The 26,230-nt window shown below is 58.8% G+C and carries 26 protein-coding genes and 2 pseudogenes; 20 read left to right on the top strand and 8 right to left on the bottom strand.

Annotated elements, in window-relative coordinates:
• Positions 1 to 94: 94 nt before the first annotated feature.
• The 4 genes from galU (at position 95) to ACZZZP_RS05115 (ending at position 4,685) form a co-directional block, all read left to right on the top strand.
• Positions 95 to 928, top strand: a complete 834-nt coding sequence (galU, locus tag ACZZZP_RS05130; protein WP_463382013.1) for a UTP--glucose-1-phosphate uridylyltransferase GalU — start codon at positions 95 to 97, stop codon at positions 926 to 928.
• Positions 929 to 1,029: 101 nt separating this feature from the next.
• Entirely contained in the window at positions 1,030 to 3,072 is a 2,043-nt protein-coding gene (locus tag ACZZZP_RS05125; protein WP_463382012.1) for an acyltransferase family protein, read from the top strand.
• Positions 3,069 to 4,316, top strand: coding sequence for an acyltransferase family protein (locus ACZZZP_RS05120; protein WP_463382011.1), 1,248 nt, complete (start codon positions 3,069 to 3,071; stop codon positions 4,314 to 4,316). The genes ACZZZP_RS05125 and ACZZZP_RS05120 overlap by 4 nt, the downstream gene beginning before the upstream one ends.
• 9 nt (positions 4,317 to 4,325) lie before the next feature.
• Complete coding sequence (locus ACZZZP_RS05115; protein WP_122492603.1) at positions 4,326 to 4,685, top strand: VanZ family protein; 360 nt, start codon at positions 4,326 to 4,328, stop codon at positions 4,683 to 4,685.
• A gap of 7 nt (positions 4,686 to 4,692) precedes the next feature.
• Here the strand turns inward: ACZZZP_RS05115 and ACZZZP_RS05110 are convergent, their stop codons facing one another.
• Complete coding sequence (locus tag ACZZZP_RS05110) at positions 4,693 to 6,045, bottom strand: O-antigen ligase family protein (protein ID WP_463382010.1); 1,353 nt, start codon at positions 6,043 to 6,045, stop codon at positions 4,693 to 4,695.
• A 214-nt stretch (positions 6,046 to 6,259) separates the two neighbouring features.
• Between ACZZZP_RS05110 and ACZZZP_RS05105 the strand changes: the two genes are divergently transcribed.
• Positions 6,260 to 6,904, top strand: a complete 645-nt coding sequence (locus ACZZZP_RS05105; RefSeq protein ID WP_463382009.1) for an HAD-IA family hydrolase — start codon at positions 6,260 to 6,262, stop codon at positions 6,902 to 6,904.
• A 48-nt stretch (positions 6,905 to 6,952) separates the two neighbouring features.
• Here ACZZZP_RS05105 and ACZZZP_RS05100 read toward each other — a convergent pair whose 3' ends face one another.
• The 3 genes and pseudogenes from ACZZZP_RS05100 to ACZZZP_RS05090 all read right to left on the bottom strand — a co-directional run bounded on the left by ACZZZP_RS05100 (position 6,953) and on the right by ACZZZP_RS05090 (position 9,536).
• Positions 6,953 to 8,134, bottom strand: coding sequence for an acetyl-CoA C-acetyltransferase (locus ACZZZP_RS05100; RefSeq protein ID WP_463382008.1), 1,182 nt, complete (start codon positions 8,132 to 8,134; stop codon positions 6,953 to 6,955).
• Positions 8,135 to 8,145: 11 nt separating this feature from the next.
• Positions 8,146 to 8,802: a CoA transferase subunit B gene (locus ACZZZP_RS05095; RefSeq protein ID WP_463382007.1), complete on the bottom strand. Its 657-nt coding sequence runs from the start codon at positions 8,800 to 8,802 to the stop codon at positions 8,146 to 8,148.
• A 34-nt stretch (positions 8,803 to 8,836) separates the two neighbouring features.
• Positions 8,837 to 9,536: pseudogene (locus ACZZZP_RS05090) on the bottom strand (CoA transferase subunit A).
• Between the two features lie 148 nt (positions 9,537 to 9,684).
• Here ACZZZP_RS05090 and ACZZZP_RS05085 point away from each other — a divergent pair.
• The 12 genes from ACZZZP_RS05085 to ACZZZP_RS05030 all read left to right on the top strand — a co-directional run bounded on the left by ACZZZP_RS05085 (position 9,685) and on the right by ACZZZP_RS05030 (position 20,066).
• Positions 9,685 to 10,581 (top strand): LysR family transcriptional regulator, encoded by an 897-nt coding sequence (locus ACZZZP_RS05085; RefSeq protein ID WP_122492610.1) that lies wholly within the window; start codon positions 9,685 to 9,687, stop codon positions 10,579 to 10,581.
• Between the two features lie 348 nt (positions 10,582 to 10,929).
• Entirely contained in the window at positions 10,930 to 12,444 is a 1,515-nt protein-coding gene (locus ACZZZP_RS05080) for a CoA-acylating methylmalonate-semialdehyde dehydrogenase (protein ID WP_463536325.1), read from the top strand.
• A 45-nt stretch (positions 12,445 to 12,489) separates the two neighbouring features.
• A complete protein-coding gene (mmsB, locus tag ACZZZP_RS05075) occupies positions 12,490 to 13,380 on the top strand; it encodes a 3-hydroxyisobutyrate dehydrogenase (protein WP_463382004.1) in 891 nt (296 codons plus the stop codon).
• A gap of 30 nt (positions 13,381 to 13,410) precedes the next feature.
• A complete protein-coding gene (locus ACZZZP_RS05070; RefSeq protein ID WP_463382003.1) occupies positions 13,411 to 14,562 on the top strand; it encodes an acyl-CoA dehydrogenase family protein in 1,152 nt (383 codons plus the stop codon).
• A 419-nt stretch (positions 14,563 to 14,981) separates the two neighbouring features.
• Positions 14,982 to 15,554, top strand: a complete 573-nt coding sequence (locus ACZZZP_RS05065) for an MFS transporter (protein WP_463536324.1) — start codon at positions 14,982 to 14,984, stop codon at positions 15,552 to 15,554.
• Positions 15,555 to 15,610: 56 nt separating this feature from the next.
• Entirely contained in the window at positions 15,611 to 16,429 is an 819-nt protein-coding gene (locus ACZZZP_RS05060; RefSeq protein ID WP_463536323.1) for an MFS transporter, read from the top strand.
• A 157-nt stretch (positions 16,430 to 16,586) separates the two neighbouring features.
• Entirely contained in the window at positions 16,587 to 18,176 is a 1,590-nt protein-coding gene (locus tag ACZZZP_RS05055; protein ID WP_463536936.1) for a malate:quinone oxidoreductase, read from the top strand.
• A 135-nt stretch (positions 18,177 to 18,311) separates the two neighbouring features.
• The gene (locus ACZZZP_RS05050; protein ID WP_463536322.1) at positions 18,312 to 18,506 is read left to right on the top strand and encodes a hypothetical protein; all 195 of its coding nucleotides are present in this window, start codon (positions 18,312 to 18,314) and stop codon (positions 18,504 to 18,506) included.
• On the top strand, positions 18,451 to 18,726 hold the full coding sequence (locus ACZZZP_RS05045) for a hypothetical protein (RefSeq protein ID WP_463536321.1): 276 nt from the start codon (positions 18,451 to 18,453) through the stop codon (positions 18,724 to 18,726). Before ACZZZP_RS05050 ends, ACZZZP_RS05045 begins: the two co-directional genes overlap by 56 nt.
• A gap of 326 nt (positions 18,727 to 19,052) precedes the next feature.
• Positions 19,053 to 19,526: a nitroreductase family protein gene (locus ACZZZP_RS05040; RefSeq protein WP_463536320.1), complete on the top strand. Its 474-nt coding sequence runs from the start codon at positions 19,053 to 19,055 to the stop codon at positions 19,524 to 19,526.
• Entirely contained in the window at positions 19,435 to 19,698 is a 264-nt protein-coding gene (locus tag ACZZZP_RS05035) for a nitroreductase family protein (RefSeq protein ID WP_463536319.1), read from the top strand. The genes ACZZZP_RS05040 and ACZZZP_RS05035 overlap by 92 nt, the downstream gene beginning before the upstream one ends.
• A gap of 122 nt (positions 19,699 to 19,820) precedes the next feature.
• On the top strand, positions 19,821 to 20,066 hold the full coding sequence (locus ACZZZP_RS05030) for a DUF1654 domain-containing protein (protein WP_463381999.1): 246 nt from the start codon (positions 19,821 to 19,823) through the stop codon (positions 20,064 to 20,066).
• 9 nt (positions 20,067 to 20,075) lie between these two features.
• Here ACZZZP_RS05030 and ACZZZP_RS05025 read toward each other — a convergent pair whose 3' ends face one another.
• Positions 20,076 to 20,909 carry a DNA/RNA non-specific endonuclease gene (locus tag ACZZZP_RS05025; protein WP_463536318.1) on the bottom strand — a complete coding sequence of 278 codons (834 nt, stop codon included), beginning with the start codon at positions 20,907 to 20,909 and terminating at the stop codon, positions 20,076 to 20,078.
• A gap of 799 nt (positions 20,910 to 21,708) precedes the next feature.
• Between ACZZZP_RS05025 and ACZZZP_RS05020 the strand changes: the two genes are divergently transcribed.
• The 3 genes and pseudogenes from ACZZZP_RS05020 (at position 21,709) to ACZZZP_RS05010 (ending at position 24,515) form a co-directional block, all read left to right on the top strand.
• Positions 21,709 to 21,780 (top strand): hypothetical protein, encoded by a 72-nt coding sequence (locus tag ACZZZP_RS05020; protein ID WP_463384653.1) that lies wholly within the window; start codon positions 21,709 to 21,711, stop codon positions 21,778 to 21,780.
• 1,520 nt (positions 21,781 to 23,300) lie between these two features.
• Positions 23,301 to 23,869, top strand: a pseudogene (locus tag ACZZZP_RS05015) (tyrosine-type recombinase/integrase).
• A 337-nt stretch (positions 23,870 to 24,206) separates the two neighbouring features.
• Positions 24,207 to 24,515, top strand: coding sequence for a hypothetical protein (locus ACZZZP_RS05010; protein WP_463536317.1), 309 nt, complete (start codon positions 24,207 to 24,209; stop codon positions 24,513 to 24,515).
• A 327-nt stretch (positions 24,516 to 24,842) separates the two neighbouring features.
• On the opposite strand, the gene ACZZZP_RS05005 is transcribed toward ACZZZP_RS05010, so the two are convergent.
• From ACZZZP_RS05005 to ACZZZP_RS04995, 3 genes are all read right to left on the bottom strand, one after another.
• Positions 24,843 to 25,139 carry a hypothetical protein gene (locus tag ACZZZP_RS05005; RefSeq protein ID WP_463536316.1) on the bottom strand — a complete coding sequence of 99 codons (297 nt, stop codon included), beginning with the start codon at positions 25,137 to 25,139 and terminating at the stop codon, positions 24,843 to 24,845.
• Between the two features lie 230 nt (positions 25,140 to 25,369).
• The gene (locus ACZZZP_RS05000; protein WP_463536315.1) at positions 25,370 to 25,774 is read right to left on the bottom strand and encodes a hypothetical protein; all 405 of its coding nucleotides are present in this window, start codon (positions 25,772 to 25,774) and stop codon (positions 25,370 to 25,372) included.
• Between the two features lie 28 nt (positions 25,775 to 25,802).
• Positions 25,803 to 26,222: a hypothetical protein gene (locus tag ACZZZP_RS04995; protein ID WP_463536314.1), complete on the bottom strand. Its 420-nt coding sequence runs from the start codon at positions 26,220 to 26,222 to the stop codon at positions 25,803 to 25,805.
• Positions 26,223 to 26,230 lie beyond the last annotated feature (8 nt).

The raw sequence follows: 26,230 nt of genomic DNA, 5'->3' as shown, positions 1-26,230 counted from the left end.
TGTAGGAGCGGCTTCAGCCGCGATGCGCCTGATCGAAAAGCATCGCGACTGAAGCCGCTCCCACAAGGGTTTTGTGATCCTTCAGGAGCTTCTTATGATCCGTAAATGTCTATTTCCCGCCGCCGGTTACGGCACCCGTTTTCTTCCGGCCACCAAGGCCATGCCCAAAGAAATGCTGCCCATCGTCAACAAGCCGCTGATTCAATACGGCGTTGAGGAAGCCCGCGATGCGGGCCTGCAACACATGGCCATCGTCACCGGTCGCGGCAAGCGCTCGCTGGAAGACCATTTCGACATCAGCTACGAGCTGGAGCATCAGATTCGCGGCACCGACAAGGAACACTTCCTGGCCGGCACCCGCGAGCTGATCGATGGCTGCACCTTTTCCTATACCCGCCAAGTGGCCATGAATGGCCTGGGCCACGCGATTCTCTGTGGTCAGCCGCTGATTGGCGACGAGGCGTTTGCCGTGGTGCTGGCCGATGACCTGTGCATCAACCTCGACGGCGATGGCGTGCTCACGCAGATGATCAAGCTGTACAACCAGTTCCGCTGCTCCATCGTGGCGATTCAGGAAGTACCGGCCGACCAGACCCACAAGTACGGCGTCATTGCCGGCGAGCTGATCCGCGACGACCTCTACCGCGTGCACAGCATGGTGGAAAAACCCAAGCCCGAAGATGCGCCGTCAAACCTGGCAATCATCGGCCGCTACATTCTGACGCCGGACATTTTCGGCCTGATCGCCGACACCGAGCCGGGCAAGAACGGCGAAATCCAGATCACCGACGCCCTGCTGAAACAAGCCAAATCCGGTTGCGTGCTGGCGTACAAGTTCAAGGGCCAACGCTTCGACTGCGGCAGTGCTGAAGGCTACGTGGAAGCGACCAATTTCTGTTTTGAAGAGCTGTATCTCAAAGGCAAGTAGCACGAACAGGGCCGCGCCATAGGCGTGGCCCACAGCCTTTCGGGTGTCAGGTTTTAGGGACTCGCTCCCTTGCAGTTAACCGTCCCAACGCAGGCAAGCGCATGAGAAATTCCAATAATAAGTTCCGTAAGGACATAAACGGCCTGCGCGCGTGGGCCGTTGTAGCGGTAGTTTTATTCCACTTCGGCGTGACCGGTTTTTCCGGCGGTTTCGTGGGCGTGGACGTGTTTTTCGTGATCTCCGGCTTCCTGATGACGGGCATCATTCTTCGTGGTCTCGAGGCCAATTCGGCGGCCGCAGCGAGCGGCGTCGTTGACTCCCGACGCTTCTCCATCATCGCGTTCTACCTGTCGCGGGCGCGGCGCATTCTTCCCGCGCTGTTGGTGCTGTGTCTGGTGCTGATGGTGGTGGGCTGGTTCGTGCTGCCGGCGGTGGAATACAAGCAGCTGGGCAAACACGCCATCAGTGCGCTGGGCTTTTTGTCCAACGTCATGTTTTGGCGCGAAGACGGTTATTTCGACGCGGCCTCCCACGACAAGCTGTTGCTGCACACCTGGTCGCTGTCGGTGGAGTGGCAGTTCTACCTGATCCTGCCGGTTTTCATGGCCATCGTCTGGAAGCTGCGCCCCAGCCGTCGCGCTCAGGCCATCGCGTTGTCGGCCGTGCTGCTGCTGTCGCTGCTGCTGTGCATTGCCGCCACGCCAATCAAGACCACTGCCGCTTTCTATCTGCTGCCGACCCGCGCCTGGGAAATGCTTGCCGGTGGATTGGTGTACCTGCTCGCCCAACGCTTCACACTGTCGGCGGGCCGGCAACGCGGTGTAGAGCTGGCCGGTTTTGCCGTGCTGATTGCCGCCATTGTGGTGTTCGACAGCAACAGCCAATGGCCGGGCTGGCGCGCAACCATTCCGGTGTTCGCGACCATGCTCATTTTGTTTGCCGCGCGCCAGGACTCTATATGGACCGGCACTCGCGTCGCGCAGTGGCTGGGCGACAGCTCCTATTCCCTGTACCTGTGGCACTGGCCGCTGGTGGTGGGTCTGGTTTATCTGGAACTGCAGGATTCGCCGCTAGCGATTGTCGTTGGCTTGCTGCTGACGCTGGTGTTTGGCGGGTTGTCGTACCGGTTTATCGAGCGCCCGGCGCAGTTCAGCCTGAACGTGATGCGCCAGCGCATCGGTGCGCTGGTGATCATTGCCGTCACGCTACTGGTGATGGTGCCGGGCGGGGTAATTTTGCTGCAGCACGGCATTCCTGGCCGGCTGCCGGCGCAGGTCGATGCGCTGTTCGCCGAGTCGGACAACAAAAACCCGCGCCTGGGTGAGTGCATGCAGAACGAATTCAGCGCGGTGCCGGAATGCACTTACGGCGGCCCCAAGCTCGGCGCGATTGTGGTGGGTGACAGCCACGCCGGCGCCATGATCCGCGGCGTCGAGCGCGCGCTTCCCAGCCCTGACGAACATGTTCTCGACTGGACCATGAGCAACTGCCCGACCATCGCCAACATCAAAGCGGTCGGCCAGATCACCTACCGATGCGGCAGCTTCAACGCGCGCAAAAGTCAGGAAGTAAATGCAGCGCAAGCCCAGGTGCCGATGCTGATCATCAACCGCACCTCGTACTACTTGCTCGGCCCGAATGAGCCTGACCGCACCCGCGAAGTGCCGGTGCCGGAGCTGTATTTCGACAAACCGTTCCCCTCGCGCAGCCCTGAATACCTGCAGGCCATGCGCGAGGGCATCATCGACACCGCCTGCGCGTTCGCCAAGCAGCGGCCGGTGTACATGCTGCGACCGATTCCCGAGCTCAAGCGCGACGTGCCGAAAACCATGGGCCGCGCGGCCATGCGCGGCAAGCAAGAGCGGGTGTGGATTTCCATGGACGAATACCGCCAGCGCAACGCCTTCACCTGGGAAACCCAGGACCTGGCGGCGGCGCGTTGCGGCGTGAACATTCTCGATCCCCTGCCCTACCTGTGCCGCGACGGTAAGTGCTATGGCGATGCCGATGGGCACCCGCTGTATTTCGACGACGACCACCTCAGCGAGTACGGCAGCGACCGCTTGCGCCCATTGTTCCAACACATGTTTCTCACCACTGACGCCACGGCCCACAGCACGCCTCCCGTAGAGACCACACCATGATTTACTCCAGCCCCCGGCGCTTCTATTCCCTGGACTTCATTCGCGGCGTGGCAGCACTGGCCGTGGTGTTCTGGCACTGGCAGCATTTCTTCTTCCAGGGCAGCACCTTTGTGCCGTACGAGATGGAACAGCAACCGTTCTACAACGTGTTCTTCCTGTTCTACCAAACCGGCTGGCTGGCGGTGGACTTCTTCTTCTCGCTGTCGGGCTTCATTTTCTTCTGGCTGTACGCGCGGGAAATTGCCGAGCGAACGGTCGGCGGTTGGGAGTTTTTCGTGCTGCGGTTTTCGCGGCTTTATCCCCTGCACATCGCCACCTTCCTGTTTGTGCTGCTGGCCCAGCAGTGGGTGATGGCGCGCACCGGCGACTACTTTGTGGTGCCCTTCAACGACCTGTACCACGCCGTACTGAACCTGTTCATGGCCTCCAGCTGGGGCCTGGAAAAAGGCCCGTCCTTCAACGGCCCGATCTGGTCGGTGTCGGTTGAAGTGCTGATGTACCTGGTGTTCTTCGTTGTCTGCCTGATGTTCCGCCAACGCCTGTGGGCTCACGTGGCGATGCTGGCTTTGGGCGCCGTGGTGATGGTGGCGGAGCCCATTGTCGGGCGCGGTATTTTCTCGTTCTTTCTGGGCGGGCTGATTTTCCGGCTATACCGCTACGTGTGCGAGCGCGGTTGGCTGCTGCGTGTGCTGCCCTGGGCCGTGGGCGCCAGCGCCGTGCTGTGGCTGTTCACTGTGGTGGAGGTGTATCACCCGTGGTTCTGGCCCCTGGTGCAGAACATTGCGCAAAGCGTGCTGCCGGAAAAATTCGCCGGCTTGCTCGACAAAGCCGTACACGGCGCCACCCGCGCCATTGTCGTGGCCGTGCTGTTCCCGCTGAGCATCTTTACCCTGGCGCTGATGGAAACCAAACGCGGCTACCTTGGCAAACGCCTGGCCATGGTCGGCAACCTCACCTACTCCTCGTACCTGCTGCATTTCCCGTTGCAGTTGGTGTTCTTCACCGTGCTGACCCAGAACGGCGTAAGCCCGACGTTCTTCTACGGCGAAATGTCGATGCTGGTGTTTTTCGCCGTGCTGATTCCGCTGTGCCTGCTCAGCTTCCGCTACTTTGAAACCCCCGCCCAACGCTTCCTGCGCAACGCCCTGCTGCGCTCTGCGGCGAAGACCGAGGCGAAAAAAGACAACCAAAAAAACAACAACCTCGCCGTCGCTTCCAGCGCGAACAGCGAACAACCGAGCTAGGAATTCGTTATGGGCCGTGTCATCAGCATGATTGTTTTCTTCGCCACCCTGGCGGTGATTCTCTACACCGGACTGCGCAGCGATCCGGTGCCGCAAGCCTTCGAGTATCAGGACTTGCTCCACCACCTCAGCGCCTTCGCCGTGCTGGTATGCAGCGCCCGCCTGGCCTTCCCCGCCACGCACGCGTTCTGGACCGTGCTGTATTGCCTGCTGTTCGCCCTGATGATCGAGCTAACCCAAGGCCTGCTGCCGCTGCGCGATCCGTCACTTGCCGACATGGCCGCGAACGTGGTGGGCGTGCTTATCGGCTTGGCCATCGCGCTGCAACTGAAACGGCAGATCGTGCAGCGTCAGACAGCGCGGGGCTAAAGCCGCGTTAGCCGCGATCGCGCGCGCGGCGCTCGCGGTAGTGGTTGTTGGCGATGACACCGATGGCGCAGATCACCACATAGGTGGCGGCATTGGCGGGAATTTGCAGGTTGAAATCCACCAGCGAGTGGATCAGCAACGCCACGATTCCCAGGCTCGCGCCAAAGCCCACGCCGGCCCGGTAGGTGGATTCGCCGCGCCACATGGCCCGTTGCGCGTGGTACAGGCCCAGCAGCACAAAGATCAGCAACGGCAGACTGCCGAGCAGGCCGTATTCAATGATGAATTGCAGGTAATCGTTGTGCGCGTGGTCGAAGTGCAGGGTGATTTCCGGCCCCGCATATTTACCGAACAGCACCTCAAACGTGCCGGCGCCGTGGCCGGTCAGCCAGTGCTCTTTGGCCAGCGGCAGCGCTTGTTCGTAGACGGTGCCGCGCAATTCATTGGCGGCCTGAATGGTTTGGCCATCGACCACCACCGCTTGCAATTGCGTTGAGGCGATGCGGTCCACGAGTTTATCGAGGCCGAAGTATTGGCTGACGATCAGCACGTCGATCACCAGCAGGCTCGCGAGAATCAGCCCATTGCGCAGCCGATGGGTTTTGTCCGTTAGCAGGAATGTCCCCCCCACCAGCAGCAGACTGGTGAAAAACGCTCCGTTGCCCATGCGCGAATGGCTCATCACCAGCGCAATGGTCATCAGCACCAGCGCCAAGCGCAGGCGCCCCTTGGGGCCCAGCAGCATCTCCAGCACATTGACCCAGCGAAATGGGCGCTCATCGCGCAGCGCCAGCAACAGGCCAATGCCCGCCGCCAGGGTTAACTCCAGATACCCGGCAAAATGGTTGCGGTTAACGAAGGTGCCGGTGGCGTCGCCCAGGTAATGGGTTTTCGCGCCAACGAGCAAATCTTCGACCCCCGACAGGGTCATCACCACACCAAAGAACGCCTGGAACGTGCCGCTTATCACCAACACGGCGAGCAGCAGGCTCAGGCGTTTGCGCGTGCGAAACAAATCCACCACCAGCAAAAACAGCAGGCTGTAGGCGATGCCGAGCATCAGGTATTGGAAGGTGGCGGCAGCGTCGACGGTCATGCCGGTGAGCCACTGCACCAGCACCCACACTTGGCTGAGCAGCAACAAGCCAAGCATCGGCAGCGCCGGGCGTAGCGTGGGGCCCATGTCACGGTTGCGGCGCCAGGCATTCAGCGCCCAACCGGCGCCCAGAATGCAGCAGAGCAGCACCAGCAGGCCCATGGACCAATCGCGGTTGCTGCCGATCGGCAAGGGCAACCACAACAGCAGCAACAAAGCGCCGCTGATCAGCAGACGTTCCAGACGTTTCGAGGGAGCGGCCATGCCGGGCGTCCTTGCAAAAAGAGTGAGTCGAATAGCGCTCGTGGACCGCAACGGCACCGCAAACAGGGCCAAATGCTATCACCTCGACGGAGCCCGGCGAAACGCAAAATCCCGCGCCAGAGCGTCGCGCTGACGAATGACGGCTGTGGTTAAAACCCTGCCGGCCTGCTGTGGTCACAACAGCCCTAGCCTCTTTTGCGAGCGACCCTCACACGTGACGATTGCCGGCCTTATCTTCGACTGCGATGGCACCTTGGTGGACAGCGAGCGCCTCGCCGCCCGCCTGCTTCATGAGTTGCTTGCAGAGCAAAGCATCCACATGCCCGCCGACCAGGTGCTCACGCGCTTTCGCGGCATTCCCTTCGCCCAGTTCATCAGCGAAATGATCGCGTTGTACCCCGCCCTGAACGGCCACCACCTGGACCAGGAGTTTCGCCGCCGCAGCTTGCCGCTGCTGCGCGACCACGTCGAAGAAATGCCCGGCGCCGGGGCGTTTGTACGCGGCACCACGCTGCCCATTTGCGTGGCCTCGAACGGGCCGCGGGAAAAGATCGAAACCAACCTGGCGGCGGTGGGTTTACTCGAGGTTTTTGGCGCGCGGATTGTCAGCGCCTATGACGTGAATGCGTGGAAGCCTTCGCCACGCTTGATCGAACACGCGGCGAACCTGATTGGCGTGCCGGTGGAGAGGTGTTTGTTGGTGGACGACAGCGTGCCAGGCGTACAGGCCGGGATTAGCGCTGGGGCGCAGGTGGCAGGGTATGGGGACACGGATTTCAGTGAATTCGCCGGGGCGGCGAATTTTTATGGGGTGCGGGATTTTGTTGAGTTGGAGCGGTTGGTGAAGCGGTTGTCGTGAGTGTGTGGGGGCGGCTAGGCGGTATTCCGATTAGCCACCCCCACCCGTTCAAGGCCGTTCCAGTGCCAGCGCTACGCCCTGCCCACCACCAATGCACAACGTGGCCAAGCCTTTCTTGGCGTCACGTTTGATCATTTCGTGCAGCAAGGTCACCAGCACGCGGCAGCCTGATGCGCCGATGGGGTGGCCGATGGCGATGGCGCCGCCGTTGACGTTGACCTTGCTCGCATCCCAGCCTAGCTCTTTGCCGACCGACAACGCCTGCGCGGCGAAGGCTTCGTTGGCTTCGATCAAGTCGAGTTGGTCCAGCGTCCAGCCGGCTTTTTCCAGGCAGCGTTTGGTGGCCGAAACCGGGGCGATGCCCATGATCGCCGGGTCGACACCGGCGTTGGCGTAGGCGGCGATTTTCGCCAGCACCGGCAGGCCGAGTGCTTTGGCTTTGTCGGCACTCATCAGGATTACGGCGGCCGCGCCGTCGTTAAGGCTTGAGGCATTGCCCGCGGTCACGGTGCCGTCTTTTTTGAAAGCGGGTTTGAGTTTGCCCAGCGCTTCGGCGGTGGTGCCGGCGCGGGGTTGTTCGTCGGTCGCGAACGCCACCGGGTCGCCTTTGCGCTGCGGGATCAGGATCGGCGTAATTTCGTCGTTGAAGCGCCCGCCTTCAATCGCGGCCACGGCTTTCTGTTGCGAGCCGGCGGCGAAGGCGTCCTGCGCTTCGCGAGTGATTTCGTATTTATCTACCAAGTTTTCAGCAGTGATGCCCATGTGGTAGTCGTTGAAGGCGTCCCACAAGCCGTCGGTGATCATGGTGTCCTTAATCTGCGCGTGGCCCATGCGCAAACCGGTGCGGGCGCCCGGCATTACGTACGGCGCCAGGCTCATGTTTTCCTGGCCACCGGCGATGATCACGTCGGCATCGCCACAGCGGATGGCCTGCGCGCCGAGGTGCAGAGCCTTCAGCCCCGAGCCGCAGACTTTGTTGAGCGTCAGAGCCGGAACGGCGACGGGCAAACCCGCCTTGATCGCGGCTTGGCGCGCTGGGTTTTGTCCAGCGCCTGCGGTGAGCACCTGGCCGAGGATTACTTCGTCCACTTCGGCGCCATCCAGGCCGGTTTTTTCCAGCAGCGCGCGGATTACGGCAGCGCCCAAATCAACGGCGGGAATGTTCGCCAGCGAGCCTTGGAAACTGCCGACGGCGGTACGGGTGGCGGCTACGATTACGACGTCTTGCATGGCATCACTCCTCAAAACTGCATTTCCGGCACGTGGTCGGGAATCACCAACTCACCTGCCGTTTTTGCTTTGATTTCTTCAACGCTTACGCCCGGCGCGCGCTCTTTCAAGATGAAGGCGCCGTTGTCGATTTCCAGGTAGGCCAGGTCGGTGAGCACGCGCTTGATGCAGCCTGCGCCGGTCAGCGGCAAGGTGCAGCGGGCTAGCAATTTAGACTCGCCGTCTTTGGAGGCGTGGGTCATGGTGACGATGATGTTCTCCGCGCCGGCGACCAGATCCATCGCCCCGCCCATGCCTTTTACAAGCTTGCCGGGCACCATCCACGAGGCGATGTTGCCTTGCACGTCCACTTCAAATGCGCCGAGCACGGTCAGGTCGATATGGCCACCGCGAATCATCGCGAACGATTCGGCCGAGGAAAAAATCGACGCGCCGGTGCGGGCGGTCACGGTTTGTTTGCCGGCGTTGATCATGTCGGCGTCAATTTCGTCAGCAGTCGGGAACGCGCCCATGCCGAGCAGACCGTTTTCCGATTGCAGCATCACTTCCATGCCGTGCGGCACGTAGTTGGCAACGAGCGTGGGGATGCCGATGCCGAGGTTGACGTAGAAGCCGTCGTGCAATTCGCGGGCGACACGCTGGGCCATTTGTTCGCGGGTAAGCGCCATAGTTATTGTTCTCTGCAAAAAGGATGGGGACGGTTCAGGCACGCACGGTGCGTTGTTCAATGCGCTTCTCGAAGCGCCCGCAGATCAGGCGATCCACGTAGATGCCGGGGGTGTGAATCTGCGTGGGGTCGAGCTCGCCGGGGGCGACGATTTCCTCCACTTCCACCACGGTAATCTTCCCGGCAGTGGCTGCCAGCGGGTTGAAGTTCTGCGCGGTGTGGCGGTACACGACGTTGCCGAACCAGTCGGCTTTCCAGCCTTTGACGATGGCGAAATCGCCGGTGATGGCGGTTTCCATCAGGTAAGCGCGGCCGTTGAAATCGCGGGTTTCCTTGCCTTCGGCAATCGGTGTGCCGACGCCCGTGGCCGTGAAAAACGCTGGAATGCCAGCGCCGCCAGCGCGCATCTTTTTCCGCCAGGGTGCCTTGTGGGGTGAGTTCTACTTCCAGCTCGCCGCTGAGCAGTTGCTGCTCGAACAAGGCGTTTTCGCCTACGTACGAGGCGATCATCTTGCGGATCTGCCGGTCTTCCAGCAGCACGCCCAAGCCGAAGCCATCAACGCCGCAGTTGTTGGACACCACGGTGAGGTCGCGCACGCCTTTGCGCTTGATCTCGGCAATCAGGTTCTCGGGAATGCCACACAGGCCAAAGCCGCCTGCGAGCACCGTCATTCCGTCCTTCAGCCCAGCCAGGGCCTCTTCGTAAGAACCCACACGTTTATCGAAACCAGCCATGGGCGACGCCTCTCTTGTTGTTCGTGAAGGCCTCTGCCGGGCCGGAGGCATGAGTGTTGAGCGGACGGATATATTTGTTAAGTTGATTTTTAAAATGGATTGATTGATAAAACAGCACAATAACTGTCGCCCTTTTATCGAGCCCGCCATGACCGTCAAACAATTGCGCGCCTTTCTCGCTGTGGCGCAGAGCCTGAGTTTCGCCCAAGCCGGCGAGCGCCTTCATCTGTCGCAATCGGCCCTGAGCCTGACCATTAAAGGATTGGAAGAAGGGTTGGGCGGCAGGTTGTTTAGTCGCACAACTCGCAACGTCAGCCTGACGCCCGAAGGCGAGGCGTTGCTGCCACTGGCGCGGCGTCTGCTGGCTGATTGGGAGAACGCCGAAGACCAATTGCGCCAACGCTTCACCCTGCAACAAGGTCGCGTCACCTTGGCGGCCATGCCCTCGTTTGCCGGGAATTTGCTGCCGCCGTTACTGGTGGAATTTCGCGCGCGGCACCCGAAGGTGAATGTGACGGTGAACGACGTTATCAATGAGCAAGTGATCGAAATGGTTCGCGACCGGCAGGTGGAATTGGGCATCGCCTTCGAGCCGCAGGCCGATGTCAGCTTGCACTTCACGCCGTTGTATCTGGACCGTTTCGTCGCCGTGGTGGCCGCCGATTCGCCATTGGCCGAGCGGCAAGAAGTGGAGTGGACGACGCTGCTGGAATATCCCTTCGTCACGCTGCAACGCCCGTCTACCGTGCGATTTATGCTGGAAGATCACTTGCGCCCGCGTGGCCTGAAGCTGCCGGTGGCATTCGAGAGTCATCAGTTGGCGACGGTCGGCCGCATGGTTGCCAATGGCTTGGGGGTAAGTGCCGTGCCGGCGCTGTGCGTGGAGCAGATGCGTGAGCTGGGAGCGCGTTGTCTCACATTGCGTGAGCCAATTATCGAGCGAGCTATTGGGATTTTACGGAAGGAAGATCACGAATTATCGGTGGCCGCTCAGGCGTTATACGACACGTTATTGGCGGCCAAGCCGAAAGCTGCGGGGCATTAGGACACGGTCAGGAGGAAGCGTTCGAGGGACAAAAACCAGTCGTATACGCGAACCGGAAATTCAGGTTGGGTGGCGGCCAGCGCCACAAGGGTGATAACAGCGAAGCCAATGCTTCGGGCGGCCCGCTGGAAAGGAGAGGAAGGGTTTACGTCGGATGGATGCATGATGAAAAACTCGCCAGGAAAAATGTCGGGCGAGGATCACAGAGGAACAGAAAACACTCTGTAGAAGCGGCGTTCAATGACTGTAGGAGCATTCCTAGGACTGCGGAATCGAGTGGCCTGTATCGGACAAAAGCTCACTGCTAAGCTCAGGGCTCGCTTTGCCAAAATAAGGTTGATAACAACAATGCAAACGACCGAAACGACTGCCGTCCCCACCGTAAAACTGTTGATTGGCGGTGAGCTGATCGACTCCACCAGCGCCCAGTGGCGCGACATCATCAACCCGGCCACGCAACAGGTGCTGGCGCGCGTGCCCTTCGCCACTCAGGCCGAGGTGGACGCCGCTATCAGCGCCGCCGCCGAGGCCTTCAAAACCTGGCGCAAAACCCCAATCGGTGCCCGCGCGCGGGTTTTTCTGAAGTACCAGCACCTTATTCGCGAACACATGGCCGAGCTGGCGGCGATGCTCACCGCCGAGCAGGGCAAAACCCTGGCGGACGCCGAAGGTGATGTGTTCCGTGGTTTGGAAGTGGTCGAGCACGCGGCCGGCATCGGCAACCTGCAGCTCGGCGAGCTGGCCAATAACGTGGCTGGCGGCGTTGACACCTACACGCTGCTGCAACCCTTGGGCGTATGCGCCGGCATCACGCCGTTCAACTTCCCGGCGATGATTCCGCTGTGGATGTTTCCCATGGCCATCGCCACCGGCAACACCTTCGTGCTCAAACCGTCCGAGCAAGACCCGATGGTGACCATGCGCCTGGCCGAATTGGCGATGCAGGCCGGTGTGCCGCCGGGCGTGCTGAATGTGGTGCATGGCGGTGCCGACGTAGTGAATCGGCTGTGCGATCACCCGGACATCAAGGCGGTGTCGTTCGTCGGTTCCACCCAAGTCGGCATCCACGTGTACAACCGCGCCACGCAAAACGGTAAACGCGCGCAATGCATGATGGGCGCCAAAAACCACGCCATCGTCATGCCCGATGCCAACCGCCAGCAGACGCTGAAGAACCTGGTGGGCGCGGCGTTTGGCGCGGCCGGGCAACGCTGTATGGCGCTGTCGACGGTGATTCTGGTCGGCGAAGCGCAAACCTGGCTGCCCGAGTTGGTGGAGCGCAGCAAAACCCTGAAGCTCAACGCCGGTACCGAAGCCGGCGCCGACCTCGGCCCGGTGGTGTCGTGTACCGCGCTGGAACGTATTCATGGCCTGATTGCTGCGGGCGTTGAGGAAGGCGCCACGCTGGCCTTGGATGGTCGCAACCCCACGGTCGCCGGCTATGAGCGCGGCAATTTCATCGCGCCGACGCTGTTCAGCGACGTATCGCCGACCATGCGAATTTACCGTGAGGAAATTTTCGGCCCGGTGCTTTGCGTGATGAATGCCGCGACGCTCGATGAGGCCATCGCCCTGATCAATGCCAACCCCAATGGCAACGGCACGGCCATCTTCACCCGCTCCGGCGCGGCGGCTCGGCATTTCCAGGAGGAGATCGACGTTGGCCAGGTGGGCATCAACGTACCGATCCCGGTGCCGGTGCCCATCTTCTCGTTCTCCGGTTCGCGCGCTTCCAAACTCGGCGACCTCGGCCCTTATGGCAAGCAAGTCGTGCAGTTCTATACGCAAACCAAAACCGTGACCCAACGCTGGTTCGATGAAGAGGACGTGGGCGCGGTCAACACCACCATCACCTTGAAGTAACCGTGGCGTAGAGCCAGTCCTACAAATCCAATAAGAGGGACGTTTATGAATATCGGTTTTATCGGCCTAGGCAATATGGGCGGGCCCATGGCCTTGAACCTGCTAAAGGCTGGCCATTCGCTGCAGGTGTTCGACCTGGTGCCGGCTTCCGTCCAGCGCCTCACCGAGGCCGGTGCGCAAGCGCTGGGCTCGCCCACTGAGATTGCCCGCAGCGACGTCGAGCTGATCATCACCATGCTCCCCGCCGCCCGCCATGTGAAAGCCGTGTACCTGGGCGACGACGGTTTGCTCGCCCATGTCGGCAACGGCGTGCGCCTGATCGACAGTTCAACCATCGACCCGATGACGGCGCGCGAGGTGGCTGCTGCCGCCAGCAAGCAAGGCAATCCGATGCTCGATGCACCGGTTTCTGGCGGCACGGGTGGCGCGGCGGCGGGCACGTTGACCTTTATGGTCGGCGGCAGCGCCAGCGATTTTGACCAGGCGCAACCGGTGCTCGCGGCCATGGGCAAAAACATCGTGCACTGCGGCGACGCGGGGAATGGCCAGGTGGCCAAAGTGGCGAACAACATGCTGCTGGGCATTTCCATGATTGGCGTCGCTGAGGCAATGAACCTCGGCGTAGCACTGGGCATGGACGCCAAGGTGCTCGCCGGCGTGATCAACACATCCAGCGGCCGCTGCTGGAGTTCGGACACCTACAACCCCTTCCCCGGCGTGCTGGAAACCGCCCCGGCCGCGCGCGGTTACAGCGGCGGTTTCGGCACCGACCTGATGCTCAAAGACCTCGGCCTGGCCACCGAAGCGGCCAAACAGGCGCAACAACCGGTGTTGCTCGGCGCCCTGGCGCAGCAGCTGTATCAAAGCTTCAGTGCCCAAGGCCATGGCGATCTGGATTTCTCCGCAATCATCAAGCTCTACAGCGGCAAAGCCTGAGCCCTCACCTTTTTTGACAGAGAACATTGCATGCACGACCTGGAACTGAGCGACGAACAACGCATGATCCGCGACATGGCGCGCGACTTCGCCCGCAGCGAAATCGCCCCACATTCCCAAGCCTGGGCCGAAGCCGGGTGGATTGACGACGCCGTGGTCGAAAAAATGGGCGAGCTGGGCTTGCTTGGCATGGTGGTGCCCGACGCCTGGGGCGGCTCGTTTACCGACTACGTGGCGTACGCCCTGGCCGTCGAGGAAATTTCCGCCGCCGACGGCGCCACCGGCACGCTGATGAGCGTGCACAACTCCGTGGGCTGTGGCCCGGTGCTCAACTACGGCAGCGAGGCGCAAAAACAAGCCTGGCTGCCGGCCCTGGCGAGCGGCGAGGCGATTGGCTGCTTCTGCCTGACCGAGCCCCACGCCGGCTCCGAGGCCAACAACCTGCGCACCCGTGCCGAGCTGAAAGACGACCAGTGGGTGCTTAACGGCGCCAAGCAATTTGTCAGCAACGGCAAGCGTGCCAAGCTCGCCATTGTGTTCGCCGTAACCGATCCGGAGCTGGGCAAGAAGGGCCTTTCGGCCTTCCTGGTGCCCACCGACAACCCGGGCTTTGTGGTGGATCGCAGCGAAAAGAAAATGGGCATCAAGGCTTCGGACACCTGCGCCGTCACCCTCAGTAACTGCGTCATCCCGCAGGCCAACCTGCTCGGCCAGCGCGGCAAAGGCCTGGCCATCGCGCTGTCCAATCTGGAGGGCGGCCGCATCGGCATCGCCGCTCAAGCGCTGGGCATCGCGCGTGCTGCCTTCGAGGCAGCGCTGGTTTACGCCCGTGAACGCGTGCAGTTTGGTCAGCCGATCATTGAGCACCAGAGCATCGCCAACAAACTGGCCGACATGCACACCCAACTCAACGCCAGCCGCTTGCTGATTCTCCACGCGGCACGGCTGAAGACGGCCGGGCATCCGTGCTTGTCCGAAGCCTCGCAAGCGAAATTGTTTGCCTCGGAGATGGCCGAGCGGGTGTGCTCTGATGCCATTCAGATTCATGGCGGCTATGGCTATTTGGAGGATTATCCCGTCGAGCGCTACTACCGCGATGCGCGCATTACGCAGATTTACGAGGGGTCAAGCGAAATCCAGCGGCTGCTGATTGCCCGTGAGTTAGCTCACTACGCCTTGTAAAGCAGAGCCAATTCACAGGCAAAAAAAGCCGCCCATTGCGCGGCGGCTGAGTGAACGCTGAACGTTCCATGGCATCCATGCTGACATTCCTTTGTTACTCGTTGCGTAGGCTGAAGCTACGTAATGACTTAAAAAAGAAACTGAGACTACTTACTGACTACCGCTATCGTGACTTTACGTACTGCTTTGCAACTCACTGTGAACACAGGTTTGGCGAAGCGTGTCGCCGGCGGTAATTAGGCACCGAGCGACCCTCGCTAAAAAATCAGAAGCGCCCTTGCAACCTGTAGGGAAACTCCACAAAAATGCTGTTTCCCCCGGTCTTGCAGGCGAACACCTACAGAACCTGGCGAGGTTCCTGCTGCCGATCCTGTTCCGCTCCAAACCCCGCCTCAGCTTCCAGCCGTTAAGGGCCTGTTGTGACTGCCGCTTCTACTTCCGTTCCGCTCAGCCCGGCGCAACTGCGCAAAATCCTCTTAGGCCTGCTGCTTGGCATTTTTCTCTCCGCGCTGGACCAAACCATCGTTGCCGTGGCGTTGCCGGAAATCGGGTCACAGTTGCCGGGCAGCGAAGTGCTGGCGTGGGTGGTGTCGGCCTACATGCTAGCCATGACCATTTCGACACCGTTCTTCGGCAAGCTCGGCGACCTGTTCGGCCGCCGCCGTTTGCTGCTGATTTCCATCAGCCTGTTCGTATTCGCCTCGGTGCTCTGCGCGCTGTCGCAAGACATGTGGCAACTGGTCGGCGCTCGGGCGCTGCAGGGCATTGGCGCCGGCGGCATGATCGCCACCATTCAGGCGCTGATTGGCGACCTCATCGCCCCGGCCGAACGCGGCCGCTACCAAGCGTGGTTCAGCGGCATGTTCGCCCTGGCCAGCCTGATCGGCCCACCGCTAGGCGGCCTGCTGAGCCAGCAACTGTCGTGGCGCTGGGTGTTTTGGGTCAACCTGCCAGTTGGCCTGCTGGCCATCTGGCTGAGCCAAAGCGCCTAGCCGGCTTAGCGGAGAAACGCCGCAAAGCCCGGCTCGACTATCTCGGTGGCCTGCTCTTGTTGATCGGCCTGGGTAGCCTGTTGCTGTTGATCACTCGCCTCGGCCAGGAGCGCCAGTGGCTGACCCTGGAAAACGCGGCCGGCCTGGGGATCGCACTGGTTGGCTTGCTGCTGTTCGTGCTGCAAGAGCGGCGCGCCAGCGAGCCGGTTATTCCTATGGAGTTGTTCCGTATCGGCCCGGTGCGGGCGGGCTGGTGTTTGCTGTTTTTTGCCAACTTCCAGGCGGTGGCGTTGGCCGTGTTGTTTCCCCTGCATGCTCACGCGCAGGGCGGGGCCAGCACCGGCGCCACGCAACTGATGGCCATCGCCATCGGCGCGCCGCTGGGGGCGTTTATTGGTGGGCGCATGAGTTCGTTGCTCGGTCGCTACAAGCCACTGATTCTCGCCGGCAACCTGCTGTTGCCCGCCGCGCTGGTGGCCTTGGCGTTCCTGCCGCCCGAACTGGATGTGCTCAGCCTTCCGCTATTGATGTGCTGCGGCGTGGCGCTGGGCCTGCAATTTCCCACCTCGATGGTGGCCGTACAAAGCGCGGCGCCGCTCAGCCATCTTGGCGTGGTAACGGCTGCGTGCGGGATGTTTCGCGGCCTTGGCGGTGCGCTGGGTGTCACGCTGCTGTCGAGCCTGCTCTGGCATCTGCTGCCCAGCGTCGACCCTGAGCACATCAGCGCCAGCCTCGGTCAGGTGGATAGCTCGCTCCTGCGCACTGCGTTCCGCGACTTGTTGCTGCTGGACGCCGCCATCGCCGCCATCCCGTTGTTGATTGCCCTGTGCATGGCCGACAAGCCCCTGCGGCACAAGGTAGAAGCCGATACCTGACGGCGACAATCCGCCCGCTGCTGGCGGAATCCGGCCACATTCCATTCAGCCTTTTCCCCACTTTCGCCCCGAAAGCCCCGTGCTGCGGCGCTCTGCCGCACCTGGCCCCGGTCTTGCTGTATGCCGTCTGGATAGCAAACTGGAAATGGTCAAACTGATGAAAAAGCTGTTGTTAACCCTCGTCTGCCTGCTCGTTGTTGGCTGCGCAAAAACCCCCGAACCCGAAAAAACTGTCGATGTGCTGCTGATTGGTGGCGGCATCATGAGCGCCAGCCTGGGCACTTACCTGAACGAACTGGAGCCGAGCTGGAGCATCGACATTTACGAGCGCATGGGCCAAGTCGCCGAGGAAAGCTCGAACCCCTGGAACAACGCAGGCACCGGCCACTCGGCCTTCTGCGAGCTGAACTACACGCCTGAAGTCGCCGACGGCAGCATCGACATCAGCAAAGCGGTGGCGATCAACGAGTCGTTCGAAATCTCCAAGCAGTTCTGGGCGTATCAGGTTGAGCAAAAAGTGCTCAACAATCCCAAGACATTTATCAGTAACGTGCCGCACATGAGCTTCGTATGGGGTGACGAAAATGTCGCCTACCTGCACAAACGTCACGCGGCCTTGCAGCACAGCTCGCTGTTTCGCGGCATGGAATATTCCGAAGACCCGGCGCAGATCAAACAGTGGATTCCGCTGGTCATGGACGGCCGCGCTGAAGGCCAGAAGTTAGCGGCCACGCGTATGCCGATTGGCACCGACGTCAACTTCGGCGAAATCACCCGCCAGCTGTTCGGCTCGCTGACCAATCGGCCTGGCGTGGCGCTGCACCTGCAACATGAAGTGCGCGACATTGTGCGCAACGACGACGGCACCTGGACCGTGGTGGTCGCCGACCTCGGCAACGCTGAACAACTGAAAAGCGTCAAAGCCAAATTCGTGTTTATCGGTGCCGGAGGCGGCGCGCTGAAGCTGCTGCAAAAATCCGGTATCGCCGAGGCAGACGGTTACGCGGGCTTCCCGGTCGGCGGCGAATTCCTGGTCACCAAGAACCCGGAAATCGTCGCTCAGCACCAAGCCAAGGTGTACGGCAAAGCCTCGGTGGGCTCGCCGCCGATGTCTGTTCCGCACTTGGACACCCGTGTGATCGATGGTCAGAAAGCGCTGCTGTTCGGCCCGTTCGCCACGTTCTCGACCAAGTTCCTCATCAACGGCTCGCTGTGGGACATGTTCAGCGCCATGACTTGGAACAATTTGATGCCCATGGCCAACGCCGGGTTGGATACCACCTCGCTGACCACCTACCTGGTCGGCCAACTGATGCTCAGCCAGGACGACCGCATGGCCGCCTTGCGCGAGTATTTCCCCGAAGCCAAAGACGCCGACTGGGAGCTGGTGCACGCCGGCCAGCGCGTGCAAATCATCAAAAAAGACCCGCAGTTGGGTGGCGTATTGCAGTTCGGCACCGAAGTGGTCAGCTCGGCAGACGGCAGCATCGCCGCCCTGCTCGGCGCCTCTCCTGGCGCCTCCACTGCCGCGCCGATCATGCTGTCGGTGCTGGAAAAAACCTTCAAAGACAAGGTCAAAACGCCCGAGTGGCAGGCCAAGCTGAAGGAGATCATTCCCTCGTACGGCAAGAAGCTGAACAACGACCTTGAGCTGACCAACGCCACGCGCGCCTGGAGCAGCGAACGTCTGCAACTGCCGTTCGTGCAGGTGCAGCCCGACAGCGACCCGATGGTCGACGCGCTCTAAGCGCACGCCCTGCCACGCGCCGGCTGCCCTGGCTGGCGCATGGCCTTGCGGTGCAACGCTTGCGCTTGCGAGGCCACCGGTTGAACGGCACACTGCCCGCTCGCAGGCACATCGCCGCCCCTACTGGAGACACCCATGCCTGTAATGGATACCGACAAACGTATGGCCGCCCGCGCCTTCATTCTGGGCCACGCCGACGCGCTGAGCTGCACGGTGTACCGTCTCGACGAAAGCGACCCGGAAGCTGAAGAAGAAGATCTGGGCGACGGCAAAGGTGCTGTTCGCCGGCCAGTTCACCGCGCCGGCCGAGTGGGATGCAGAAGCCCATGAAGACTTCTTTGGCGATGCCGACCCCGGTCTGTTCTTCAACGCCTACATCGAAAGCGAAGCCAAACCTGGCAGCAAAGCGCACTTCAGCGCCGAGATCGGCGACTACGTCGCGGCGCTGCCCGGCTTGGGCGAAGTGGTGATGTATTACGTGTATGACGCCGTAGAAGATGAAAGCGGCCGTTTGTGCGTGCTGATTCGCGACGAAGAACAGCCGGCGTAACGCCTAGACGGGCTTGTTGGAATCCTTCACGAAATCTTCACAATTGCTGCGCAATACTCGAGGCAGCTGAAGGCCCAGCCCCTATCTGCAAATAGCCCGCCTTACGCGGGCTTTTTGTTGTCTGCGATTTGAGGCAACGGCCATCGCGGCTAAAGCCGCTCCCACAGATAGCGGCGGCGGAGCAGGCTTGGGGGACCCTGCATCGGTTAAAACCGCTTAGTCACTGGCGGTTTAACGGCAGCCGGGTGGATTGCGTTCGGCGCGTTAACTCCTTAGAACAGTGAACCTGGTCCAACGCTTACGCACCGCACTCAAGGACGCCATTCATGTCTGTAGCCGACACCCTGAAACAACGCATCTCGGTGCGCGCCTTTCTCGACACGCCCGTGGATGCCGCCACCGTCCACGCCTTACTGGAAGACGCACGCTGGTCACCTTCTGGCGGCAACCTGCAACCGTGGAAAGTCATCGCCGTAGCGGGCGCGGAAAAAGACGCGCTGGAGCGTTTGGCCGTCGAAGCCATTATGAAAAACCCCAAGGGCGAGGTGGGCGAACACCCGATTTATCCCGAAGGGCTTCAAGACCCCTACCGGGCGCGGCGCTACAAAATTGGTGAAGACATGTACGGCGCTGCTGGGCATTCCCCGCCAAGACAAAGGCGCGCGGTTGAAGTGGATGTCGCGCAACTACCAATTTTTCGGCGCCCCGGTGGGCCTCTTCTTCGTTATCGACAAAGCCATGGGCAACGGGCAGTGGGCGCATGTCGGCATGTTTATGCAGTCGCTGGCGCTACTGGCTGAAGAGCGCGGCCTGGGCACCTGCATGCAGGAAGCCTGGGGCATGGCGCGCGACAGCCTGCACCGGCATTTCGAACTCCCCCGACAACGAAGTGGTGTATTGCGGCATGGCCCTGGGCTACCCGGACCGCGAAGCGACCGTCAACCAACTGCGCTCGGAGCGCGCGCCGGTTAACGAATTCGCTCAATTTCGTGGGTTTTGATTGGCACTGCACAACGCTTAAATCAGCGCTCGACATCTGAAAAACCCGCGAATTAGAATACTGTATATCCAAACAGTACAAGAGGTTTCGCACGATGTCGAAAGCTGCCGCCGCTCGCCAGCCGAGCCAGTACGAACTGCTGGCCACTCGCTTACAACGCATCATCAATTCCCCCGCCGCGCAGAAATCGAAAACCGCCCTGCTCTATAAAGCGCCGGACGAATCCGACGATGACTGGGCACAGGTGCTGGCTGAAATTGGCGAAACCGACAACGTCACCATCGCCTACCGCGACGATGGCGGCGTGCATTTGTTTTGGGTGGTGCAGCAGGACGATTGAAGTGCCAGGTCAGCAGCCAATCGTGGCCGCTAATTGGCCTGGCCTGGATTTCAGGCGCGCCTGCACCGAAGTAGGCAGATGGCTCCAGACCGTTAAACCTGCGCGCTTTTCTACTTCATCCACGCGGGTTTGATAGGTGCAGTAGCTGGCACCGCGCGGCGTGTCCTGCTCCATGATGAAGGCGGCGTAAAGACCCGCTTCAGGCGTTTTGCCGACAAAGATGATTTTCCAGTAGCCGCTGGGAATAGTGTGTGGCGTCGCCGTTCCCGGCAGCGTGCCGATGTAACGCTCATAGAGCGGGCCGGTCAGCACATGCACCTCATCGACGTTGGCCTGTTTACTCAGGCTACGCTCGCGATCCTCCAGCGCTGCCCACGCGCCTTGGTTGAGGTCCGACTTTTGCGGCGTGATGTTGGACAAGTAATTCAGCGTTTCCCAATCCGCCACGCCGCCCATCGAGGCCAGGTTCGCCTGATGGCCACGATCCACTTTCAGTGCGGCGCTCGCTCCGGTGTAGTCCTCCGGTGCCAGCGTCTGGCCCGCCGGGATATCGGGATCGATCCGCCAATTACGCGGGCGGTTGCTGGCGGGCGTGTCTTTGGTAATTCGGTAGGCCACCCAATTGGCGAACTTGGTTTCGCCATTATTGTTCAAGCTGTAGGCCGCTCTGTTGAGGGTCAGGGCGCTGCCACCCGCGGGGCAGCCAACCGCACAATGATCGACGATGGGCTCGGGAGAATTCTGCCCCGGCAGTTGAAGACCAGAAAACGACGAGCAGGCTGAAAAGAAAGGTAGGAGGCCGAAAAATAAAAAACTTAAACCGCACGGTTGTACGCATTGCAAGGCATCTCATCGACAACGCGCCAGCCTAATTGCGAGCGCGAACGCGGCCATTATCATGAAGCTGGCGGCAGTTATCACACGCGTGCGCTGTGCTCGCCCCGCCGAGATATTTTATAAATATCTTTTGAATCAGCCAGATAGCCAAAGCATTCATGATTGATGCGCGCTCTTTTGCCTGCGTCCAGGCGCGCATCGGAACGAAGGGGTGTGAATCTGCGAATTGCCGGTTACGAGAAAAGCGCCGCGCGGCTGCACGACGCTTTTCTTCGAGATGGTGCCGTTGAGAGGAATCGAACCCCCGACCTCCTGATTACGAATCAGGTAGGCAACTTAGGCAAATCAGGCTTATTCGGCCAGTTTTTGTACGTCAAACTCAGCGCCCCGGCCAGTTACTGCGTTGGGGTTGCTTAGTAAAAGTACGCTACTTTCGACGGCCCCCCCTATCTAATACGATACTCTCTGTATGGCTGGTATCGGCCAATAGCTGCCGGCCACCGACGGCAGAAATCAAAAAAGCGGACGTTTACAGTAGAAAAATAAATCCGTCCCCTTTTCCATACATGTGCAGTTTGGTTGGGGTCTGATGTGATCTAGGCAATCAACTGTGTGGAGCTTTTTCTTGAGTCACGCCGGTTCTGAAGGTACTTATCAAATCCTTGTACTTTTACTATTGGGGGAGCCACTACCATGCAAATCGTAGATACCTACCTTGGCGGCCTGCATCAGGTACTGCCGCCCGAAACTTTACAGGAACTCCTGTTGGCCGAAGGGCTTAAACCGCCAAAAACCAATTGATGTCGTGTTGAGTCCAAATGGTTTAGAGGCCGTTTTGGACTATCTGGAGAGAATAGAGTACGGGGTTTACTGCTAACGTCTGTCCTTCAGGGAACCTACGTAAAAACGTTGATCTTGCTTTTCGACGTCATTCGATCTGACGTGTCCTGGTAGGTTTCTCAGCAGCGCAATTTCGGAGCCAGGTCACAACAATCCAAGCGCCATGACTACTTCAGAAAGTCGGGGACCAAGTACCGCCCTCGGGTGAAATTACGTCGGAGAGCGAACTCTGTCTGATCGATACTTCCGGTGAGATCAGGCCCTATGTTGCCGAGCTTCTGAGCCATCAGGGACTACTCGCTCACATCGCTAGGCGCCCTGAATTTTTACTCATCGATATCGGTAAACCTCTTGCCTTTAGTTGAGAAACAATTTTAGCGGCCTTATCTTTAACCACTCTTTCGCGCACAAGAAAAAATAAAAAACCGGTAGCTCAGGCCAATCCATGCGTTGGCTCCTTGTGTATAACGATTAAGCTAAGGGGCGAGCTTTAGCTCGTCCCAGCGAATGGAATGAGCGACTTCATCGACTTGTTAGTTTTTGTTTGTTGCAAAAACTTTAAGTATATTGATATCGCTTACATCCGGCCCAAAATTTATTTTATTTCTATCGGATTCAATAATTGCAGAAACAAGAACGCCGCCCTGTTCGCTATTGCTAGCTATTGATGCAGGCTGGAAATAAAAATAGAGTTTTGGTTGTTTATTTATCCCATTTCGAGGAATCCATATTCCGCCGTCTTCGCCCTGATAAAAAGGTTGCTTTGATATTTTTTCTTCATGCGATGGCAGCTTTCCGCTTTTTGATGAGATGTATCTGCCAAATCACCCATAAGTAAGATTACGCAGTCCTATAGGGCCCCGGATAATATACACCTTCAGAATCTTCATATTCGGCGCGGTATTCGCCACCTGCAAGGCCCTCAAGCCATTTTACATTCGCTAAACCTTTTATTGCGGTAATGGTTGTGGTTTTCGGCAACACATACACGCTTGTATCATTCGCCGGCTTCAATCTTGATGGTGAAGTGGCGCAACCGCTTATAAATATAAAAAATAGCAGTGTTGTTATTTTGCACATGAAATTTACTCTCTTATTTTGAATTTAAACTAACTATAAATAGACACCACATGGTGTGATAACGCTTTCGCGAATTTGGCGGATAAGATTCTGGAGGCAACGCAGAAAACCGCTATAAAACGCGGGCTTGGTTCTTGGCGTGGGGGTATTGGAACGTTATACACCATGGCAATAAGTCCTTTTCTGCGAGGCGTCTAGCTCTGTTGAAGTTACTGCTGACGATAAAAAATAGCAATCACGACAAACTCAACCTTGAGAGACAAGCTTGCCTGCTCCAACCCATTACTTGCAACTCACAAAACCAACGCCACCCAACTGCACGCTAGAGATAAGGAAGGCTCATAGCCACTCCAAAAGCCTGCTATCGGCAGGTTAGCGACGACCGCACTGGCTAACCATCCTTGTCCTTCCACACGTGGAGGACTTTCCATGAACATCATCGCTACCAACAGCCGTAAGCCCTAGAACAAAGGAAAGTTGGTCGGGCAGAAAAACCCCGCTCCGGCCGAGGGATATCTGGGCCATCCGAGTAAGACTTCAAATTGCAGAACGAACCCGATCTGGCTCTGTTCGATCTGGCGATCGACAGCAAGCTTCGAGCCTGCGACTTAACCAAGCTCCGTGTGTGCGACGTTGCTCATGGCGAGCATGTGTCATCACGAGCAATGGTTATGCAGCAGAAAACGAGGCGACCAGTTCAGTTCGAGATTACTGAGCAAACACGGTCTGCTCGCGGCCTGGATACATCAAGCCCATCTCCGTAGCCAGGACTGCCTTTTCCCGAGCAGGCTGCATACCTCAGACCATCTATCCACTCGTCAATACGCTCGTATCGTCAAAAGCTGGGTAAAAGGCATTGGCCTCGATCCAGCCATGTATGGCACTCACACAATGAGACGTACGAAGGCATCGCTGATCTATCGCAGGACGAAGAACCTACGGGCGGTTCACTTCTGCTAGGCCATACGAAGCTGGAGAGCACCATTCGATATCTTGGGATTGAGGTCGATGACGCTCTGGAAATGGCGGAGCAGACTGAGGTCTGACCTTCTATTGCGACGGTCGAAGTCAGACCGTCGCTAACCGGCCAGAAGCTGACCCTCCCACGCCTGTTCCCGCAAACACTTAACGTCAGAATATCGCGGGTGAGGCACGATGTTTTTGATCCTGTCACGGTACATTTTCGGTAGAAGCCGATGCTCTAAAAGGTCTCCTCAATTCGTCAGAATGGGGCACGGACAAGGCTTTTTGCTAGCAACTGCGCGCGAACGTCACTTGGCGCTAGTATCTGTGCCCGACATTCATTTGAAGCCCAGCAAGCCTCGCCATGTACATCCTGAAAAAGGACCTACTCAACACCAGCCTTTCTGAAGAGAAGCGACAGTGGAGGCCTACGAGTGCTACCTCTATCAGCACAAAGACCACTTTCCCCCCAGCGCCTATGCCTTTGCCACGGCAACCTGGCATTACGACCCGCAACACCACCATTGTCCACACGACAGTTGGCTCGAAGGTGTAGTTATCACCGAGTTGAGCGAGGGACTGCGCAACGAGCAGAGAACACTTCAAATCAAAGCTGTGCTCCTAGGCGCATTCCATGATGGGCATCTAGAGATTCAATATCTGGACGTTCATAGCTATGAAATGCGCAACGACGCCGCGCACCAGGGCGACTGGCTGTATGACGAGTGAGGATTTCTGATGCTGGGCGAGTTATCCACGAGATTGAATGGGTGAATGGACGATGGCTGATTGAGTGTCGGGATATAAGCGTGAACTGGCGCGACGCGTCCAGGCCTAGGTAGTAAAACTGCCATTGTCGAGGGAAAGCTATAGGGCGATGGTTATGCGTTTTTAATGGCCGCTTCTAGCCGACTTCTGCCTGTCATGAACTGCAGTGATTGGCTGATAGTGAACGCACCAATACTGCAGCAGTAGTGTAAAAGCTCGGCAATCAGGGTTCTTGCTTGTTGGGCCTGACTGGCCAGCGGCTAAGAGTTTCGGTGCGGACTGATTGAATTAACTGCTCAGGGTAAGCGCGGCAGCCCGTTCGCTATAGTTCTGAGCAAAGCGGCACGCTGCGCTAAGTGCAAACGATGAGGCTTCCTCTGGCTTCAATAGCCCTTCCTGAAGACGACTACGGACTTCAAGAGCGATGCGGCTGGTTTCGGCAGAGGCACACTCTGAGATCAGATCGAACTTCTCCTGGGCGAGCTCTGAAGGAATTTGCAGCTTTCCTTGGCAGCCTACGAACACAAGCCAACTGCTAGTCTGGATATCTTCACGGTACTGCTGGGTCTTTGCAATTTTCGACATTTCCAATGCCGCAGGAGAAGCTGAACCCTCGGCATCTGTCGTGCAGCCTTGAAGCAATAAGGGCGCAAGCCGCAGGCAGGGCGATCCGTAAAATCCGTTTCATTCATCTCTCCTTATGGCTTTTCACCAGCTTACCCAATCGCCTTCATACGCCGCCATTTACAGCGAAGAAACTAACGAGTTATGGCAGCTACCGAGGAAGGGACGCCTCGGCGCTGTTTGTGTATTTTTTATAGGGCTATCTTGCCTTCTGTCCTTGCCCAGGCAAGAAGTGCGGCAGGGTCGGAAGACTTTGCTTTGTACCGGTTAGTTAGAGCGAAATTCAGCGCCCGCTCCACAAGCTCTTTTCCATACTCGCGCGGTGTTTTCGAAACAGAGGTAACAGTGAGAACCTCCTGAGCAATAAGGTCAGCTTGGAAATCAGTGCACTCTTTTACGGCTGTAAGTTCGGGAAAATCAATTGAGTGCCAATTCTTTTCTGCGTCTACGTGATGCTTTTCCATGCAACCATAGGACACCAAAGCCAAGGCAGTAAAATCGTCCTCCATGTACTTAGGATCCCCGCTCAATAAGGCATCGAGACGATCTTCTTCAGCCGAAATTGGTGCTGCGGCAGCGCTGACGACTGGATCCACCGTTTCTCGATCAGGCAAAACTGGCCATTTATTTTCGTCGGTATCTTTTACGAATAGCGATTAGCGCTTCTGGCGTGAGCGCAGCGGCTTTGTCATTGTGATTCTGCGCAAACTGGACAGAAGCACTGATAGCAAACGATGACATTTCCTCTAGTTTTAGCAGCCCTTCATCAATACGGCTATTGGCCTCGACACTAATAGCGTCGAATTGGTCCCGTTCGCACTTCAATAACTTCGCCAGATTCTCATCAACGAGCGCGGGATTTATTTGCAGCTTGCCTTCGCAGCCAATGAAAAGGAGCCCAATGCTAGTGTGTATGTCTTCTCGAAATTGCGGACTGCCTGCGACTCGATCAACAGCCGACTGTTCGGGGGCCGGCGCCGAGCACCCCAAAAGAGATGCAGCAGTAGAAGCTGCAATTAGCGCAATCGTCAAAATCCGTTTCATTTACTGCT

This window comes from Pseudomonas sp. AC211, assembly GCF_979258055.1.
The sequence above is the reverse complement of the archived record's forward strand: the minus strand, read 5'-3'. Positions and strand labels throughout refer to the sequence as shown.

Excerpts from the sequence above, each read along its gene's own strand:
- galU (WP_463382013.1), top strand. The coding sequence starts at position 95 with ATGATCCGTAAATGTCTATTTCCCGCCGCCGGTTACGGCACCCGTTTT.
- ACZZZP_RS05125 (WP_463382012.1), top strand. The coding sequence starts at position 1,030 with ATGAGAAATTCCAATAATAAGTTCCGTAAGGACATAAACGGCCTGCGC.
- ACZZZP_RS05120 (WP_463382011.1), top strand. The coding sequence starts at position 3,069 with ATGATTTACTCCAGCCCCCGGCGCTTCTATTCCCTGGACTTCATTCGC.
- ACZZZP_RS05115 (WP_122492603.1), top strand. The coding sequence starts at position 4,326 with ATGGGCCGTGTCATCAGCATGATTGTTTTCTTCGCCACCCTGGCGGTG.
- ACZZZP_RS05110 (WP_463382010.1), bottom strand. The coding sequence starts at position 6,045 with ATGGCCGCTCCCTCGAAACGTCTGGAACGTCTGCTGATCAGCGGCGCT.
- ACZZZP_RS05100 (WP_463382008.1), bottom strand. The coding sequence starts at position 8,134 with ATGCAAGACGTCGTAATCGTAGCCGCCACCCGTACCGCCGTCGGCAGT.
- ACZZZP_RS05095 (WP_463382007.1), bottom strand. The coding sequence starts at position 8,802 with ATGGCGCTTACCCGCGAACAAATGGCCCAGCGTGTCGCCCGCGAATTG.
- ACZZZP_RS05085 (WP_122492610.1), top strand. The coding sequence starts at position 9,685 with ATGACCGTCAAACAATTGCGCGCCTTTCTCGCTGTGGCGCAGAGCCTG.
- ACZZZP_RS05080 (WP_463536325.1), top strand. The coding sequence starts at position 10,930 with ATGCAAACGACCGAAACGACTGCCGTCCCCACCGTAAAACTGTTGATT.
- mmsB (WP_463382004.1), top strand. The coding sequence starts at position 12,490 with ATGAATATCGGTTTTATCGGCCTAGGCAATATGGGCGGGCCCATGGCC.
- ACZZZP_RS05070 (WP_463382003.1), top strand. The coding sequence starts at position 13,411 with ATGCACGACCTGGAACTGAGCGACGAACAACGCATGATCCGCGACATG.
- ACZZZP_RS05055 (WP_463536936.1), top strand. The coding sequence starts at position 16,587 with ATGAAAAAGCTGTTGTTAACCCTCGTCTGCCTGCTCGTTGTTGGCTGC.
- ACZZZP_RS05050 (WP_463536322.1), top strand. The coding sequence starts at position 18,312 with ATGCCTGTAATGGATACCGACAAACGTATGGCCGCCCGCGCCTTCATT.
- ACZZZP_RS05040 (WP_463536320.1), top strand. The coding sequence starts at position 19,053 with ATGTCTGTAGCCGACACCCTGAAACAACGCATCTCGGTGCGCGCCTTT.
- ACZZZP_RS05030 (WP_463381999.1), top strand. The coding sequence starts at position 19,821 with ATGTCGAAAGCTGCCGCCGCTCGCCAGCCGAGCCAGTACGAACTGCTG.
- ACZZZP_RS05005 (WP_463536316.1), bottom strand. The coding sequence starts at position 25,139 with ATGTCGAAAATTGCAAAGACCCAGCAGTACCGTGAAGATATCCAGACT.
- ACZZZP_RS04995 (WP_463536314.1), bottom strand. The coding sequence starts at position 26,222 with ATGAAACGGATTTTGACGATTGCGCTAATTGCAGCTTCTACTGCTGCA.